Source organism: Clostridium sp. UBA1652 (genome assembly GCF_002320975.1).
In the GTDB taxonomy this organism is placed as follows: Bacteria; Bacillota; Clostridia; order Clostridiales; family Clostridiaceae; genus Clostridium_T; species Clostridium_T intestinale.
Genome location: NZ_DCLI01000026.1, coordinates 1 through 15,171, shown reverse-complemented (window position 1 = coordinate 15,171; position 15,171 = coordinate 1). Strand labels below are relative to the sequence as shown.

At 28.5% G+C, this 15,171-nt stretch carries 17 protein-coding genes; 15 read left to right on the top strand and 2 right to left on the bottom strand.

What is annotated here, in order from left to right:
• Positions 1 to 108: 108 nt before the first annotated feature.
• Complete coding sequence (locus B3N22_RS04425) at positions 109 to 1,032, bottom strand: tyrosine-type recombinase/integrase (protein WP_286905167.1); 924 nt, start codon at positions 1,030 to 1,032, stop codon at positions 109 to 111.
• Between the two features lie 359 nt (positions 1,033 to 1,391).
• Between B3N22_RS04425 and B3N22_RS04420 the strand changes: the two genes are divergently transcribed.
• The 5 genes from B3N22_RS04420 to dcm all read left to right on the top strand — a co-directional run bounded on the left by B3N22_RS04420 (position 1,392) and on the right by dcm (position 7,498).
• Positions 1,392 to 1,703, top strand: coding sequence for a nucleoside triphosphate pyrophosphohydrolase (locus B3N22_RS04420; protein ID WP_286905166.1), 312 nt, complete (start codon positions 1,392 to 1,394; stop codon positions 1,701 to 1,703).
• Positions 1,703 to 2,860 (top strand): HNH endonuclease domain-containing protein, encoded by a 1,158-nt coding sequence (locus tag B3N22_RS04415; RefSeq protein WP_286905165.1) that lies wholly within the window; start codon positions 1,703 to 1,705, stop codon positions 2,858 to 2,860. Before B3N22_RS04420 ends, B3N22_RS04415 begins: the two co-directional genes overlap by 1 nt.
• 78 nt (positions 2,861 to 2,938) lie before the next feature.
• Positions 2,939 to 3,901, top strand: coding sequence for an FRG domain-containing protein (locus tag B3N22_RS04410; RefSeq protein WP_286905164.1), 963 nt, complete (start codon positions 2,939 to 2,941; stop codon positions 3,899 to 3,901).
• Positions 3,898 to 6,156 (top strand): hypothetical protein, encoded by a 2,259-nt coding sequence (locus B3N22_RS04405; protein WP_286905163.1) that lies wholly within the window; start codon positions 3,898 to 3,900, stop codon positions 6,154 to 6,156. Before B3N22_RS04410 ends, B3N22_RS04405 begins: the two co-directional genes overlap by 4 nt.
• 145 nt (positions 6,157 to 6,301) lie before the next feature.
• Positions 6,302 to 7,498 (top strand): DNA (cytosine-5-)-methyltransferase, encoded by a 1,197-nt coding sequence (dcm, locus tag B3N22_RS04400; RefSeq protein ID WP_286905168.1) that lies wholly within the window; start codon positions 6,302 to 6,304, stop codon positions 7,496 to 7,498.
• Positions 7,499 to 7,587: 89 nt separating this feature from the next.
• Here dcm and B3N22_RS04395 read toward each other — a convergent pair whose 3' ends face one another.
• Entirely contained in the window at positions 7,588 to 9,051 is a 1,464-nt protein-coding gene (locus B3N22_RS04395) for a Sau3AI family type II restriction endonuclease (RefSeq protein ID WP_286905162.1), read from the bottom strand.
• A gap of 268 nt (positions 9,052 to 9,319) precedes the next feature.
• On the opposite strand from B3N22_RS04395, the gene B3N22_RS04390 reads away from it, so the two are divergent.
• From B3N22_RS04390 to B3N22_RS04345, 10 genes are all read left to right on the top strand, one after another.
• Positions 9,320 to 9,487, top strand: a complete 168-nt coding sequence (locus B3N22_RS04390; protein ID WP_286905161.1) for a hypothetical protein — start codon at positions 9,320 to 9,322, stop codon at positions 9,485 to 9,487.
• Positions 9,488 to 9,799: 312 nt separating this feature from the next.
• Positions 9,800 to 10,360: a GIY-YIG nuclease family protein gene (locus tag B3N22_RS04385; protein ID WP_286905160.1), complete on the top strand. Its 561-nt coding sequence runs from the start codon at positions 9,800 to 9,802 to the stop codon at positions 10,358 to 10,360.
• A gap of 207 nt (positions 10,361 to 10,567) precedes the next feature.
• Positions 10,568 to 11,140, top strand: a complete 573-nt coding sequence (locus B3N22_RS04380; protein WP_286905159.1) for a TetR/AcrR family transcriptional regulator — start codon at positions 10,568 to 10,570, stop codon at positions 11,138 to 11,140.
• Positions 11,141 to 11,156: 16 nt separating this feature from the next.
• Complete coding sequence (locus B3N22_RS04375; protein ID WP_286905158.1) at positions 11,157 to 11,978, top strand: CPBP family glutamic-type intramembrane protease; 822 nt, start codon at positions 11,157 to 11,159, stop codon at positions 11,976 to 11,978.
• 224 nt (positions 11,979 to 12,202) lie between these two features.
• Positions 12,203 to 12,502: a hypothetical protein gene (locus B3N22_RS04370; protein ID WP_286905157.1), complete on the top strand. Its 300-nt coding sequence runs from the start codon at positions 12,203 to 12,205 to the stop codon at positions 12,500 to 12,502.
• Between the two features lie 43 nt (positions 12,503 to 12,545).
• The gene (locus B3N22_RS04365) at positions 12,546 to 13,034 is read left to right on the top strand and encodes an ABC transporter permease (protein WP_286905156.1); all 489 of its coding nucleotides are present in this window, start codon (positions 12,546 to 12,548) and stop codon (positions 13,032 to 13,034) included.
• A 301-nt stretch (positions 13,035 to 13,335) separates the two neighbouring features.
• Positions 13,336 to 13,692, top strand: a complete 357-nt coding sequence (locus tag B3N22_RS04360) for a RidA family protein (protein ID WP_286905155.1) — start codon at positions 13,336 to 13,338, stop codon at positions 13,690 to 13,692.
• A 30-nt stretch (positions 13,693 to 13,722) separates the two neighbouring features.
• On the top strand, positions 13,723 to 14,208 hold the full coding sequence (locus B3N22_RS04355; protein WP_286905154.1) for a nucleotidyltransferase domain-containing protein: 486 nt from the start codon (positions 13,723 to 13,725) through the stop codon (positions 14,206 to 14,208).
• 84 nt (positions 14,209 to 14,292) lie between these two features.
• Entirely contained in the window at positions 14,293 to 14,520 is a 228-nt protein-coding gene (locus tag B3N22_RS04350) for a hypothetical protein (RefSeq protein ID WP_286905153.1), read from the top strand.
• A gap of 65 nt (positions 14,521 to 14,585) precedes the next feature.
• Positions 14,586 to 14,978, top strand: coding sequence for a hypothetical protein (locus B3N22_RS04345; protein ID WP_286905152.1), 393 nt, complete (start codon positions 14,586 to 14,588; stop codon positions 14,976 to 14,978).
• Positions 14,979 to 15,171: the final 193 nt, after the last annotated feature.

Below are 15,171 nucleotides of genomic sequence, written 5' to 3'. Positions count from 1 at the left end.
GGATAATAACGAATTATCCTCGCTTCAATGAATTCTCGATAAAATATACTTACAAGTTATATAAATAAAGCAAAAAGAAGCAGCCGATAATTATAGGCTGCTTCTTAATTATTTAAAAGTTAAAGTATTTCTAGGATGTTTTTTTGTGAGAATATTTTTTTGCTTTGCCATTGTAACATGAGTGTAGATTTCAGTGACATTAATAGAGCTATGACCAAGCATTTCTTGTATATAACGAATATCAACATCTTCTTCAAGAAGATATGTTGCAAATGAATGTCTAAACATATGGGGGGTTATATGTAGTTTAATAGAAGCTATTTCAGTATATTTATTTATCATATTTCTTACTGACTGTTCTGAAAGTCTATTATTTATACGATTAACAAAAAAGTACTCAGAGTTTTCTATTTCTTTTTTGAAGCTTAGATAATAATTATTTAAAGCTGACATCACGTCATCATTTCCAATTTGAATACGGCGTTCTTTTGAACCTTTCCCATAAATAAGTACGTTCTTTTCTATGAAATCAATATTAGATAACTTTAAAGAGCATAACTCGGAAATTCTTATTCCAGTGGCAAATAAAAATTCAATGACAGCAATATCTCGAGTAATACACTTTTTTTGGAAAGGCGTAGGTGCAAGCTCTATCTGACTATATAATGTTGAAAGAAAATTTTCAATTATATGTAGGGGTATTGTTTTTGGCAAAGTTATGGGTTCACGAAATTTTATTTGTAGCTTATTAAACGGATTAATTAAAATGATTTCTTTATATTCTAAATAATGAAAAAATGCTTTTAAACTAGCTATCTTACGTCTTACAGTCTTAGGTTTAAATGATTGATGGAGTGAGGAAATAAAGTTTTCTATCGAATTTTTATTAATAGAAGCTGAAAAGTCATTTTCTTGAAATTGAGAAAATTGAGCTAAATCAATTTTATATGCTTTAATTGTTTTACTATCAAGTCTTTTCTGATTTTTGCAAAATAATAAGTAATTTGAAATGATACTTTGTAGATTGTCCATATTACGCTAAATACTCCTTAAAATTTAATATATATGTTCTAAAAAAGTTGATTCATCAAAAATGAATTTATAATTATAAAATATGAAGTTAATTATCACTAAAAACTATGAACTAAATTAATGAGAACCTATATATTTTAACAAAAATAAAGAGGTTTAGAAGGTATTAGGTAAAATTTTATCTAAAATATGCTAATAATCTTCATTTTACACACATTTGTTGGTAAAATAGATTTATAATTACAAAATGGTTAGAACTATAGAAAAATGGTTTATTACACTGTTTTTGAGTACAATAAGAAAATATTATCTGAGATATATACAGGAATCAAGCTAGATTAAAATAATATGGAGGCCGTATGAAGATTTATAACAAGTTAGTTAGAGATAAAATACCAGAGTTAATAAAGAAGTCAGGAAGTAATTGTGATTATACAGTTGCAGATAAAGAAGAAAGATTAGCTTTACTTATGAAAAAGCTTGATGAGGAAGTTTTAGAGTTTAAAGAAGATAAAAACCTTGAAGAACTTGCTGATATTATGGAGGTTTTATTTGGACTAGCTAACAATTTAGGATTTACTGAAGAAGAGCTTTTAAAGAAGAGGGAAACAAAGAAAGGGGAAAGAGGAGGATTTAATGAGGGAATAGTTCTCCAGAAGGTTTATGACTAATGAGTAATATAACAGATTTATCTATTGGAGGAATTGATATTAAGGATATAATTCCTGCAAGTAGTAAGGTTGATTATAAAATATTTTCTAGACTTTTAAATGAGGATAGAGTAGTTGCAAGTTATAAGATGTATTGGCTACTTGGAATATTAGATGAGGTTAGTGAAGGAAATAGTGAGATTGAGTTTAATAGGATAATAGCTAGAATGATTACTTATGCTTGGTATCCAATTATGCAATATAAATTAAGTTTTGGTAGTTTTGATAAACTTAATTTACCTGTAAACTACATAGCACTTAAATATAATATCCCAGCTAATTATGATGAGAAGAAATTATTAGATTTTATATACACATCTGAGGACTTAGTGCTTAAGAAAATGATGAAAGACTTGACACATAAAGTTCCTTATAGATTGCTTGCACCTTTCTTTAGTAATAAAGTTGAAGGAAAAAGAGTTGGAGTTGAAAAAATAATAACGGAGTCATCATTAGAAGATAATATTTGCTTATATAAAATAATCAAAGGAAAAACTAATAAAATAATCATTAATGATGGATGGAAAGATTACTTAAAAGAAAACTATAAGGTAATAAAATACTGGATTTATTATAAATTAATATGCTTTCTACAAAAGAGAAACCCTAATGTTCCTGCTATAGCCTTCAAGCTAGAAGCTCCTAGAAGTAGAAATCTAACAAAAGCAACAAAGCTGTGGAATCAAGTAATTGTAGCTAAGGGTATAAATGATATTTATACAAAAAAGGAGTTTACGAGTGGGAACTATAAAATTCATGGAGTGCTGAGCATAGATCACTTTATTCCTTGGAGTTTTGTGCTACATGATGAGATGTGGAATCTAGTACCTACCTTTAAAAACATCAACAGCAAGAAAAGTGATAAGCTCCTAACACTTAAGGATTATATAGGAGATTTTTGTGATATTCAATATAAAGCCTTTTCATATTTTTGTGAGAAAAAGATGGACAAGGAGCTGGAAAGTTATGTTGAAGGATTAAGAATAAATGAACCTTATAATCTAAATCGATATAAAGGTGAGGAAGAATTTAATAGAAAACTTGTAGAGTGTATAAGTCCACTGCATCAGATTGCTAGGAATCAGGGGTTTGAGGTGGTGGATGTTTGTATAATGTGAATTTATTTGAATAAGAAACTATACAATAGAAACCTATATTTATAAAAAACACAAGATATATTGATAAGGAGTAGATTAATGAAAATAATTACAGACTATTTAACAGAGATTAGTAAAAGTATAGAGTTAATTAAAAAAAAGCTACCTGATGAAGATTTGGTGTTTTCTTACCGTGGAGAATCTAAGGATTATGGAAAAACAAAGCTAATGCCGTCATTGTTTAGAGGAATGGATAAAGATATTTGCGGATTTGAAAGAAAGTTAATAGAATCATTATCTGATTATAATATATCGTCAAATAATAATTCTATATTAAAAATGATGATAGATTCACAACATTACATAGCCAAAAGTAGGCTTCTTGATGTTACATTCAATGCATTGGTGGCACTATTTTTTGCATTGGATGGGGCTAATAAGGATGATAAAAACGCAGTTATATATGTAATAGGTATGCCGAAAAAGTTTGTTTTTTCACCTAATTCAATTTATTTAAATAAATATTATGAAAGAGTAATAGAGGATGAAGTAGAAAATGAATTTTTGGACAACTTAAAGCTTATTACTTTTAGTATGGGTAACGAGAGAATTATAGCTCAAGATGGAGGATTTATATTATTCCCAGGAAATAGATATAAGGAATTTCCTGAAATTTATTTCCATAGTTTTTCTATAGAAATAGAAAAAAAGGAGATGTATATGAAACTATTAAATGACATATTTAATGTCACAATAAGTAAAATTTATCCTGAGAAAAGTTATAAGGGGCAGAAGATTGGTATAGATATATTAAACCGTGAATATCACAATCCTAAAAATGAGTTAATAGAGTTGGAATTATATAGGTACAGAAAACTTTTGGAATTAAAATATTATAAAAAAGACAAGAAAAAAAGTGAAATGGAGTTTTTGAGAATTAAGCGTGCCTATATTCAAGATTTCAATAGACTTAAAGAAAAAATAAAAGATAAAAATGAATTTAAAGAACTAGAAATTGATGAAATAACTAAAAAATTCTTAGATGAAAGTGGGATAATATGAGAGAGATAGGCAAATTAATAAAAGATGTAATAGGCTATGATAGTACTGATGATATTGAAATACACAAATGGAATGCTTTTACTATAATAAATTATGCAGGAAGTGAATATTTTGTTTATGATAAATCGGAAGATATTAATCTCGGAAATTTAATTGAATATTTTAAAGTAAATATCGATGTAACATTTATACTAATATATAAAAATATGAGGGGAATGAAAGACGATATAAATAATTCAGGAAAGCAGAAAGATATCCAATTAATACTTGAAAATTCTATAACTGTTTTTGATTCAGATAAAAATCTAGATATAGAACTTGAAGGCTTTGGAGAAAATTATTTAGAATATGAAGACGAGTATATAGCAACAAAGCAATATAAAATTAAACTGATGGATTTATTAAATCTATATAATAATGAAGGAGATAATATATTTAAAGCAAATGTTAGAAAGGGTATACATTCAAATGTCCAAGAAAATATTTTATTAAAGAATTCTTTTAAAGAATCATTTGCTAGAGGATTAGTTAAAAGTTGTTTAAACTACTTTGGAGTGACTCTACCAATAGAAGTTGAAAAAAAACAATTTATTGAGGCTATTGATATCATCATTGCAGATGTATTGAAGCTTGACACAAATTATGATGATATATCTAATAGAATGGAAGACAGAGATTATATAACAAACCATATTAGTAGTTTTTACTATAAACATAATGGAATAACAATTATATCTAATAAAAAAGATGGAATTATTTTCAAAGATAAATTTATAACTTTGAATAATAAGAAAATTCAGGTAATAAATGGTGCACAAACAATTACTAAATGGTATGACATAGTTTATGAAGTTGATAGCAAAATTAATAGTATGCAATGGTCTGTTGATGTCAAGAATTTAATTGAGGAAACTAAAAAGGAAATATATATAAAAACATCTTTGTTATTACCAGTTGCAGAAGAAAAAGATTTAAATAGATTAATATCAGAAATTACATTAGGGCTTAATACTCAAGTTCCTGTAACTAATGTAGATATTTTTATAAATAGCTCAGAAAAAGTAAATGAATTAAATATATTGCTTAAGCCATATGGCATAAGGATTGCAAAATCAGGTGAGAATAGTAGTAATACCGTAGTAATTAAATATTTGGTTCAAAGTTATTATGTTTTCATTGGTAAGCCTGGAGCTGCAAGAAATTTATCCCGTGATGCGGTTACAAAAGATGAAACAATTGAAAAAATAATAGATTTATTTCAAAAAGAAGAAATAAAAGAAAAATTTATAAAATTTTTGCAATATCAAACTCAAATAGAATCATGGTGGACTAAAAGAAATAATTTGAATAAGTTGACACATTTGTATTTTGGCTGTTCGGAGGAAGATTATGAAAAACAGATAAAACCTTTTATTGCCAATGGATTGTTCCTTTTTAAAGCATATTTAATAAAATGTTTCTTCTTTGAAGATGTTGATTTGCTTGATGAGGATATGGATGAAATATTAAAAAAATATTTAAAGGATTTAATACAAATATTTAGAGATAAAATTCTTGAAGTAGATAAAAGTATTGTAGTAGATAGTAACTTATTTAAAGGTAAGGATGAGTATGTATTTGGAAAAATCGAAGCTGCAATAAATAAAGGTGCACAAGGAAAAATAGAGTTTGATGATATATTATGTAAGGAAATGCAGGAAAAGTATTTTGCTAATGAAACAGGTGGAGCTAAGAATAAGAATTATAGATTTATAAATGAATACCTGAAATCAAAAGGTGTTTTAATAGATAATATAAGAACAATAGTGGTAAAAAATAGAGGCGTTACAGAGTCATTTCCTTTCAGTACAAATACGTTTAAAGATATTTCAATTAGCTTCAATAACAGCAAAGATGAAACCTTTGAGGAAAGTACGTTTTATAGGGAGATTAGTAAAGATTACAATTTATTTTTAATTGATAATGATAATGAAGAAATAAAACATAAGAAAATTAATTTCATCGAATACTTAGAAGATGCTAAATATATATATAATGAAGTTATTGAGTCTTTTAAAGAATGTGATGAAGATAGACTGCCATCTTCATCACTGGGGAGGGGCTTTCATATTAGACCTAAAGCTATTAATTCTAATGATGTAATATTATTTTCGTATGATAAATACATTACAAAGCGTACTTTTTGGGCTAATAAAACAACAATGAACACGTTATTGGGGTTGGAAAAAGGAATTAGTAAGAACTCTATTGAATAAGATATGTTTAGTTAATTGATAAGAGTAAGAATATCATTTTATTAAGTTAAGAGTAAAATAATTTAAATTTGATCTTCCATTTAAAGAAAAAATGTATTATAATAGCTAGTAGACTAAAATTTACAGAGGAGAAATTATTATGGCTATAGATAAAACAGTATGCGAGCTTTTCGCGGGGGTGGGAGGATTCAGACTTGGACTTGAAAGAGCATCACGTGAATGGACTACTGTGTGGGCAAATCAATGGGAGCCAAATAAAAAAGTACAACATGCATTTAATTGTTACTGTTCACATTTTGGGAATGGAGAAAATCATGTAAATGAAGATATTGCTAGTATAGCAAAAGGAGATATTCCTACCCATAACCTTCTTGTTGGAGGGTTTCCTTGTCAAGATTATTCGGTTGCAAGAACTGGAGCACAAGGTATAAATGGTGTAAAGGGTGTGTTATGGTGGCAGATAAGACAGATACTAGACATTAAAGAGCCAAAGTTTGTTTTACTTGAAAATGTTGATAGACTATTGAAGTCTCCATCTAGTCAAAGAGGAAGAGATTTTGGAGTAATGTTGGCTTGTTTTAATGATTTAGGGTATACAGTAGAGTGGAGAGTCATTAATGCAGCGGAATATGGATTTGCACAACGTAGGAGAAGAATATTTATTTTTGCATATAAAAATACAACTACCTATTTTGAAGGTATGAAGAACACAACGTCTGAGGAGATTATTAATAATAGAGGATTTTTTGCTAGGACTTTTCCTATTGAAAGGTGCACTAGCTTGAAAACTATAAATTTTGATTATGAGGACATATATGATGTTTCAGATAACTTTAAATTTGAGTTTTGTAATTCAGGAATAATGCATAATGGAGAAATTGTAACTGGTCAAACTATACCTAAATATGAAGAACCGGTAACTATAAGGCAAATATTAAGTAATGATGTTGAACCTAGATACTATCTAGGAGATAGTCTTTCAAAATGGGAGTATTTAAAAGGTTCGAAAAAAATAGAGAGAACTAGCAAAACAGGACATTCATACATATTTTCCGAAGGGCCAATAGCGTTTCCAGACCCTATTGATAGACCAGCTAGAACAATGCTAACAAGCGAGTCAAGTGTAAATAGGAGTACTCATGTTATAGAAGATCCACAAACTAATCAACTTAGATTAATAACCCCTTTAGAAGCAGAAAGAATACAAGGATTTGATGATAATTGGACAGATACTGGAATGCCAGAGAAATTTAGATACTTTTGTATGGGTAATGCTTTAGTAGTCGGAGTTGTTGAGAGAATGGGAAGAACGTTAAATAGTATCTTTGAAGAAGAAAACTAAATAAAAGTTAATGTGTAAATCAAGACCGCATATAAATTTTGATGAAATTAAATTTATATACGGTCTTTTTATAACAACTTGTACAAATATTATTCTATAAGGTTCTTGTCTAACTGTTTTATAATATAGCTATTGTTAATCCAAAAAGATTGTGTAGTCATCCATTGACCATCTGGTAATTCATTAGCATTTCTATAAATATCACCAATTATTTCACCACTTATGAATTTATAAGCACTCTTCTGTGCATGAGGTCTTATATGAATTATCTGATTATCTTCTTTTTTAGGCAAATTATTTTCAACTTTATTGGATTTTTTAGTTAGCTTAACGCCTTGTATTATGGTGTTACGAATATTAGACCATCCAAGACGGACAGTATTATTTAAATCACTGTAAGGCATATTCCAAAGTTGAGCGCCTTTTAAAATATACTTGTCTCCATTTTTTTTATAAACCACAAATAAGAAACGAGTTTCATTGAAATAAGTAAATAAATTTGAATCTTCCCAATCCTCTTTAACTAATTCTTTAAATTTAAAAGCAGGGAAAGAAATATTCTCTTTATTAGTTCCATTTTCCTCTATACGAATAGCTTTTACAACAATGTTAGCTTTAGCAAACTCTTCAGCTTTATTTGACTTTATACCCAGCATTCTATAAGCGAGATCAATCCATTGAGATTTATTGTTGTTATACTTTCTTTCAAATAAATCACATAACTCTTTGTCAGAGGCACCGATGTAGGAATTGATTTTATTTATAACGTATTCTTCAAATGTTATACCTTCCAAATCGTTTATGTTTTTAATTATAGGCTCATATGTATTTTTATTAGCGACAATGTAGTTATTTAAAATATAAGTCATATAAGAAGTTTTGAAAGAAAAAGCTCTTGGTTTTGCTAATATATCAGAAAAAGGTTGTTTTCTCAGGTTAGATGAGTTCTGAGCTTTAGTAGCTGCTCCTAAGTATAAGGTATCTCCTTCAGATAGTTCGTGAGCTTTTCCAGCTTTAATTTTATTTATTATCACTTCAAAATCATTTTTAATTATCTCAATATCCTCTTTAGGCGGAGAAAATAATTTAGCATAATTTATAGTGTAATCTAAGCGGTTCTCTATTTCATTTGAATATAAGTAGTATATAAGGAGGATTAAATTAGATTTAGCCCATAGATGGCTTGTATAAAAATCTTCATTAATTACGGAAACGTAATCAATCATTGTAATTATAAGACGCTCTTTAGCTGAAAGTGATTTATTTTTATTAATTTTATATGGAGTTACTTTCAATTCAACTCCAGCTTGTTCAAAATCTGCTTTTGAGTCATTATTACATTTATAGTGAAAGAATCGTTCTTCGATTATCTCACCTAATCCACCTTTTCTTTTTTTATTCTCATGATTTACACCATAATCTTCAGCGCTATCATAAATAAATTTATTTTGGGAATCCGCTTTAATTATATCTGCAAAAGTTTTTCCAATTAGATTTTGAGCATATGCTTCAATGCTTAATGGATTTGTTTCGTCATAACTATTAATAAACATAAAAAATCTCCTATTCATTTTATATTGCTAGAATAAGTTAGTATAAATAAATATTAACATAAAAAATATGCTTGCTACAAATAAATAGCAGAGATAATAATATTTCAGTCATGGAAATCATGCCTGTGTAAATATTAATAGAAGGGGTTCTTATAAAAATATTAATATGGTAAAAATTGCATTCATTAGAAGGATTAAGGAAGATTTTGTAGAATATTACTAGTATCGTAGCATATAATTTTATTTTCAAGTTAAGGGTGGTGAGGAAATGAGTAAAATTAGACAGATTGAGGAAAAAGAAATTCATGTACTTAAAGCAGATGGAAAGTTTACAGCATGTGGATTTGATACTACTAAAAATCCAGAAAATTGGGAGCATGTTTCAACTTCAAGCAAAGTTACATGCAGTAAAAATGGATGTAAACAAGCACAATAACAAATATACAATCTATAGTAAAAGGCGTCTGCTAATTGCAGGTGCTTTTTAATACGGGGAATTAATTATAATAGGAAGCCTACCTTCCACCATCAAGCGTAGACAACCATTCACAACATTCCTATGGATACAATATCATGCAAATCCCAGTTCAGCTAAAAAGAGATAAAATGAAGGATGAAATACTAAAAAAATATGACATACCTATATTAAGATTTTCTACTGTAGGGAGTGGAGAAGAGAACCTATTGAGTGATAAACTAAACGAGCTTTTAAGTGTATAATTAATAAATATGATTTTAGGAGAATAACATGAACTTTGAGTATTTGTTGGAGCAATTAAAGGTTAATATATTTCTACCTAAGGAAGATTCACCAACTAAGTTACCAGATAAAGCAGGAGCATATGTAATATGTGTTAAATGCATAGAAGATCTACCACTTAAGATGAAAGAGTTGGAGTTCTTATACATTAACGAATTACCTGTAATATATGTAGGGATAGCAGGCAGACCAACTTCAAAAGTAAAAAGTTTAAGAAAAAGAGATTACAAAAATCATTTTAATGGAAAAGCAAGAACATCAACTTTAAGAAAAAGTATAGGAGTATTGTTTGAATTAGAAAGAAGATATTTGCATAAAGAAAATAAATCCAAATATAGCTTTATTCCAGAGCATGAAGAAAAATTGTCATTATGGATGAAGGATAATTTAGTTATGCACTATATTTCTATTGAAAACCCAATGGATTTTGAAAAATACTTGATTAATGTGTTTGAGCCTCCATTAAATTTAAAGAATAATAATGATGAAAATAATAAAGACTTTAGAAAAGAGCTGTATAATTTGAGAAATCACACACAGATTAAATAAAAAATATCACGTAATATAGCTCAGCTATAAACTTTTATATGTTTATAGCTGAGCTTTTTTATTTTTAACCAGAAGCTATAAGTAGTAGACATTATCTGTCTATTAGAATATTCATTTGATAATGTTTGACAAATATGAATTAGAATGATATGGTAAGCATATACTCAATATTAAGCATGTGCTTAATTAAGAAAGGCGGGTTATTATTTGGGAAATCGTGATAAGGAAAGGGAAAAACGACAAGGACAAATTCTACAAATAGCACTGGATCAATTTATTATGAAAGGATATTATGGAACATCTACCCGTGAAATATGTAAGATAGCTGAAGTAAGCTCTGGACTTATGTTTCATTATTTTGATTCAAAAAAAGCTTTATATGAAACCCTTATTGAAATTGGTTGTGAAAAGATGGTTTTTATGCCGGAGGAAGATCTTAGTCCATTGAAGATATTTGAGAAGAACATTCAAGATTTATTTCAGCTGATTAGGAGTAATCCATTTTCTGCAAAAATGTTTGTGTTTATGGGATATGCAGTATACAATGCTGCTCATATTTCACAAAAGGCAGGAGAGTTACTTGCGCAGCATGACATTATTAATCAGAGTGTACCTCTAATAGAAAAAGGACAAGAGTTAGGAGAAATTCGTTCAGGAAATCCTCTTGCTCTATCAATTTCATTTTGGTGCTCAATTCAAGGTATTGCAGAAGCTATAGCACTTAATCCTGATAATCCAATACCTGATGAGAAATGGATATTAGATATTCTTAAAAAGTAAAGGAGTGATAATTTTAGTGAAGAAGCAGAATATACGCAAATTAATTATATTTATAATAATAACTCTTGCAAGTGGCTGGATTGGAGTAGCCATTGACTCAGTTCTTACAGAACAGCCAGAGGGGAACTCTTTGGGCATGGGACTATGGCTGATATTACCTTTTTTGACTGGAATAATATTAAGGATAGTATATAGAGACTGGAAGAACATAGGCCTTAAACTTAATATAAGAGATAACAAGAGATGGTATATATTATCTATAGGAATTTATCTATTAGTAACAGCAATAACTATTGGACTAGCAAAGATCTTTAACCTAATTGAGGTGTCAAATTTCGCAAAAGGTTCATTTTTATCACTTGCAATAGCTTCTGCTACTGGGGGATTACTTAAGAATATTTTTGAAGAATTTGCGTGGCGTGGTTATTTAACACCGAAACTTATTGAATTAAAACTCAATGACTGGTATATTTACGGTATTTCTGGTCTTGTATGGGCATTATGGCACGTCCCGTATTATCTTGTATTTCTTCCAGACATCTATTTTGAATCAATATCAAGAGGCAATATGATTTTAATAGGATGTATATTAATGGTATGTTGGACTATTATGTATGTAGAAATATATAGGATTACCAAGTCTGTTTGGCCATGTGTGCTTATGCATACTGTTGAAGATGCAGTACCTAATGTTATGGTCATGACAGGTGGATTTGTTTCATTAACAAAAATGGGGGATATCTTATTAAATCCAATCACAGGTGTTATAGCTACAGCTATATTTATTACAACAGGACTTTTGCTTAGAAGATTCAGAATTATGAATAAACATGTGTAATCTTGATAATGTAAAATGTTAGATTTATATTTTAAATAGGCAACATATAATATACCCAAAATACTAGATAGTCAATATAAACTTTGAAAATCAATAAAATTTCTACGATATTAGTTTTAATATAATCTGACAGATATTAAATAAGTTATTGTAGTTTGAACTTACATTTAGGTCTAGTTATAATCATTTTTATAAGATATACAGTATTTTATGGGAGGTTTTGTATGAGTGATTTTTTAAAACTAGAGAATTTTGTTGGACATTCAGATGTAGGTTATGAAGAAGTTATAGTTCAATTTTTACAGGATAACGAAATAACAATTGATGATTTTGAGTACGTAGGGAGATGTGATTCTGAGTGTCTGGAATGTAATGCAGAAAAATTTAGTGTATGGCGTAGAGATATAGGAGTTATCGAAAAAGAAAATATTTTTACTTTTGATTTAGATGCCGCTGATGAAACATTAGACTTTGCTATATATTTGTGTAATAAGTGCAAGACATGGACTATTTATATTGAATAAAATATTATTCTCAAATTTAGTAATTTTACGGGGGATGTTATCTATGAAATATATTATAGCAGGAATAATTTTATATGGGTTGTTCTTTTTGATCTGCTATCTTGGCACTGGTGGAGATAAAAAGAATATGAAAAGCTTCCACTCTTATCCTGATGAGGTTCAGATTAAGATAAGACTGAATAATGACTTAAGTAAAATGATTCCAGCGAAGCCTTCTTATCTTAAATCTTTCTTGTCAAATCTGACGGTATTTACAATTATTTTTATAGTTATAGGCTTTTTATTGAGTCTTTCAGAGTTTATTCCGACGTTTATCTATCTTCTAATATTAGGAGAAGGATTAAACCTATTTGATTTGATAATTATCGATTTCTGTTGGTGGAGCAAGACAAAGAGAACACATTTTGGAGCCATTATTGACGATAAGGATTATCATGGAATTAGAAAACATTGGCTATCTTTCATTAAGGGAATTCCGGTATTTGCTTGTGCGGCACTTATTGCTGCAGTAGCTATAAATAAAATTTTCTGATGCATAATAAAATTCCCATTTCTAGAGTACATTAAATGAATAATCTTCTTATTATTCAACTAAAACTAAATATAAAATTATTACTATACCGTATTATTCAAAATGAATTTGCGGTATTTTTTACTTAGCAATTTAAAAATAGTACCAAGTATTAAAAAACGTAAAGAATGAGGCTCTTTAAAATTGAATAATGCTGTGTTGGTTAAATATGATATAATTAACTTATAATTGTAAAAGTATACGAAATTATATAAATAAGTAGTAATTTTGTAACGGAAATAAAATACAAGGAGAATGTAGAATGAGAGAAATTATAAGAACAGAAATAGACAAAGAATGGGCACACTCTGGGATTGTTGAGGCAGGGGATTATATTTATATCAGTTATTGCATGAAGAGTGAGGGACAATCAATTGAAAACCAAATAAATGGTGCATTTGATGTTTTGAGTGAAAGACTTGAAACTGTAGACTTGACATTGAAATCTGTAGTGCAAATGGATTGCTTATTTAGAGATATTAAAGATTTATCGTTTTTAGGAGAAATAATTAAGCAAAGATTTGAAGGAAAATATCCAGCAAGAAAGGCATATGAAACAAAGTTTATTAGAGATGGAATTGACTTTCAAGTTGATGCAATAGCTTTCAGAGAGAATTAAATAAATTAGAATTTGTAAAGGAGAAGTTTGATGGGTAGAAAAGAAATAACAACAAAAGAAGATTTGATGACTGTCATCAACATATTGGAAAGTGCAGGAATAATATATTGGATTGACGGTGGTTGGGGAGTTGACATATTGGCAGGAAAACAAACAAGAGTTCATAGAGATATTGATATAAATTTTGATGCTCAATATACAGACAAATTATTGAATATACTTTTAGAATATGGATATGAAGTAGATACTGATTGGAAACCAGTGAGAATTGAGCTATATAGTGAAAAATATGGATACTTAGATATACACCCATTTGTTTTAAATGAGGATGGGACTTCAAAACAAGCAGATTTGGAAGGTGGTTGGTATGAATTTGACAAAGACCTTTTTGGTAATGCTGTTTTTGAAGGACAGACAATTCCGTGTATATCTGTAAAGGGGCAAAAGCTCTTTCATTCAGGTTATGAATTAAGGGATAAAGATAAGCATGATATTTCAATTATTGAAAATATATAAGAATAACTTGTAGTATTACAAATTACAATTTATCCATCATATTTTAATTAAGATGTATCTGTAATTTATGCAGGAGGTTAGCAAATGAGTTCTAAAACTAAATCAAGAGTTTTATTTGGAATTGGTATAGTACTATTAATGTGTTATTTAATAGGCATATTTTATTTTTATAATATTCAAGAGTATAACCCCTATGCTTCTGCTGGGGCTGATCTTGATGCTTTAATTCACAGCATATTATTCTTACCTCCAACTGCAATATGTCTTATATTATCGCTTATACTACACATAAAAGCAAAGAAATACAGATAAGCAATTTGGTATATTTGCTAAGTTTTCATAATAATATATTATAAAAATATATTTGGAGTATTTGAATGAGAGAATTAGAGCAGGAATATTTTTATGAAAACTTAAAACCAGGAATTATAAAAAAATATAATGATTTAATATCTAAACAAAAAACATTTAATCTTTGTGAAAAAATTGAACTAGGAACATATATAACTGCTATTATTATTAGTGTTAAAAATTATAAAGCACTAACAGGAACTATTACTGGAAATACGATAGCTGAACTTTGTGTAGCATTGTTAATAATTACTGCTGTAAATATTAACACTAAGCCAATAAAGGATAAATATAAAAAAATGAAAGAAGAGATGAGAAATAACTTAATAATAAAAGTTTGTAAATGTGAGGAATATTGTAATTGCAAAGAAGACTTTGCTAAGTTACTGAAAATGAAAAACATAGATATATTTAAATAATATTATTTTAAATAAATGGAGATATCCTCTAAGTATTTATGCTTACGTGTTTACTAATTTATATCAGAAAAAACAGAACAAGTCTTGTCTTTTGAACGAGCAGCTATACCTAGGAGAAGACATTCTGCACACACAATCCAATTCACTCATACTATATTACTGAATTTCATTTCTGAAAGACCAACTATCAAAA